This window comes from Selenomonadales bacterium (assembly GCA_017442105.1).
In the GTDB taxonomy this organism is placed as follows: Bacteria; Bacillota; Negativicutes; order RGIG982; family RGIG982; genus RGIG982.
In genome coordinates this window covers 1-1,933 of sequence record JAFSAX010000096.1, presented here as the reverse complement: position 1 = coordinate 1,933, position 1,933 = coordinate 1, and the positions used below count along the sequence as shown (strand labels likewise).

Genomic DNA, 1,933 nt, shown 5'->3' with positions numbered 1-1,933 from the left:
CCCCTCGTATGCCGCGTGCAGCTCCATGATCTGATCCTTCGTAAACGTATCCGTGATCGTCTGGCCGCCGCGGAAATAGATCGTCAGCTTGCCTGTCGGCTGATGCTCCTTCGCTTGGTAGTCGGCAAGCCGATGCGTCATATCTTCGACATCTGCACGAAGCCATGCACGCTCCTTCTCCAGATCATCGATCGTTCTTGCGTTCTCCTCAAGCTGTTTCCGTGCTTCTTGGAACCGCTTCTTATCGTCTGCAATGCTTTTTTGTAGACCAGCACTTACAGCCTCCGTCAATTGCACTTTGCGCTCCAGCTTCTCGATCGTGCCCTGAAGTTTGCAGACCTCGATATCCTTCTGCGTGACCTCGGCGCGGAGCGCATCACATTCCTTCATCTTCTCAACAACTTTCTCTTTGGCCATATCGAGCGCGGCAATGTTCTGCCGTATCCGACGATGCTCTGTATTTTTATCCAGCTCGGCGAGCGCTTCCTCATTGTCCACGTATGTATACGGGCATCGATCGGGCGCCGCTTCAGGCGATGGCGGAAAGATATTGTTTGCGATACACACGCGGTAGATCGCACACTCCTTGTACTCTTCCTCCACGCAGACCTTGCACGTCTTCTCGATCATCTCGCAGTACAGGTCTTGGAAGTCATCGATCGGAATATGTACGACGCTCTCTGCCTCCTGCAATGTCTTCAGCTCGTGCTTTGCCTGCGCGCTCGGGATAAACACGATCGGCTCGATACGATTCACCTGACGCCATAAATCATCCTTCGCATCGTTGTCGAGCGCATTTACACGCAGCTCAACTGCCTTACGGAGCCACGTTTTCGCTGTCCGCAAATGCTTCAGATACTGCTTGTCCGTTGACGGCACCGTTGCCAGCTCATCGATCTTCTCTTCAACCGAGCTAAGAAGCCGTACAAACTGCACGAACCCGCTCTTTTCCTTTTTGCCGAGATATTGATTCATAGCCATATTCTCACCACCCTCCCTTGATCTGCGCCATGCTGACACCAACCGCCAGCAAGAACGCAATATACATCATCATTACTGCAACCGCGCCAAATGCCACTGCCAACAGCACCTTGGCAAAGTTTTTTAACCGTTCATTGAATCTCATAGTTGATTGTTCCGCCTTATTTGTGTTACTCTTTACTTGCATATATTTGCCCTGACCTCGTTTGGAATTGCCGTTCCTGCGAGGTCTTTTCTTTTTGTCCGCGTATCTTTGGCTCTCATATACGCCATCGCTGTATCGGGCGTGAAATTCTCATTCACGATCGTAAGCAGCAGTGCGTAATACCGCCGACGGAGCAGCTGATCGACAACACTATACAAACAGCATCACCGCCGACATCAGACCGACTCCCATCGCGAACCAGAACACATTCCCACCGTTCTCGTCCCACCATTCAAGGAGCATCTCACCGACCGCACTCGCCACGAACAACGGAATATCTCTCACGTATACGCCATGACCCACACCGTCATGATTTTTTACCAGCATCCACCTTTTCATTACTTCTCTACCTCCTTAAAGAGTTTCGACGGCTTCTGCAAATTCCAATTACGCGGATAACTCTTGAATACACCGCAGCCCCCACCGTCCGATACACCGAGCGGACAGTTCGTGCAAAAACTCTGCCGTACACACTCGTTTTTAATGCGTTCCAACGCATCGTACAATTCCATATCATCACCCCCTTACACGCCGTGCACCGCGTTCAAAATACGCGTTGCACACATATCGTCTTTCTCATATGCCTTCTTCGCCCATGCGACCATAATACTGATCGCCGTACGATTCGCCAGCGCATCGTTTCTCACCACGCGCTCAAGACTCGTATTCTTCTCGATCTCCTCCAGATCGTGGATCGCCTCCATCGTAATATCGAGAGCCTCTTCAAACGTCATCTCTTCTTCACCT

The 1,933-nt window shown here is 51.1% G+C and carries 5 protein-coding genes; all 5 read right to left on the bottom strand.

Annotated features, from left to right (window positions below; translation table 11 throughout):
- A partial coding sequence (locus IJN28_03810) for a hypothetical protein (GenBank protein ID MBQ6712902.1) occupies window positions 1-981 on the bottom strand: 981 nt, incomplete at its 3' end.
- A 4-nt stretch (window positions 982-985) separates the two neighbouring features.
- Window positions 986-1,126 (bottom strand): hypothetical protein, encoded by a 141-nt coding sequence (locus IJN28_03805; GenBank protein MBQ6712901.1) that lies wholly within the window; start codon window positions 1,124-1,126, stop codon window positions 986-988.
- A 210-nt stretch (window positions 1,127-1,336) separates the two neighbouring features.
- On the bottom strand, window positions 1,337-1,525 hold the full coding sequence (locus tag IJN28_03800) for a hypothetical protein (protein MBQ6712900.1): 189 nt from the start codon (window positions 1,523-1,525) through the stop codon (window positions 1,337-1,339).
- A complete protein-coding gene (locus IJN28_03795) occupies window positions 1,525-1,698 on the bottom strand; it encodes a hypothetical protein (GenBank protein MBQ6712899.1) in 174 nt (57 codons plus the stop codon). The genes IJN28_03800 and IJN28_03795 overlap by 1 nt, the downstream gene beginning before the upstream one ends.
- Window positions 1,699-1,710: 12 nt before the next feature.
- The coding region (locus IJN28_03790) for a hypothetical protein (protein MBQ6712898.1) at window positions 1,711-1,933 on the bottom strand (223 nt) is incomplete at its 5' end.

Coding starts and splice junctions, on each gene's coding strand:
- IJN28_03795 (MBQ6712899.1), bottom strand. CDS start 1,698: ATGGAATTGTACGATGCGTTGGAACGCATTAAAAACGAGTGTGTACGG.
- IJN28_03805 (MBQ6712901.1), bottom strand. CDS start 1,126: ATGAGATTCAATGAACGGTTAAAAAACTTTGCCAAGGTGCTGTTGGCA.
- IJN28_03800 (MBQ6712900.1), bottom strand. CDS start 1,525: ATGAAAAGGTGGATGCTGGTAAAAAATCATGACGGTGTGGGTCATGGC.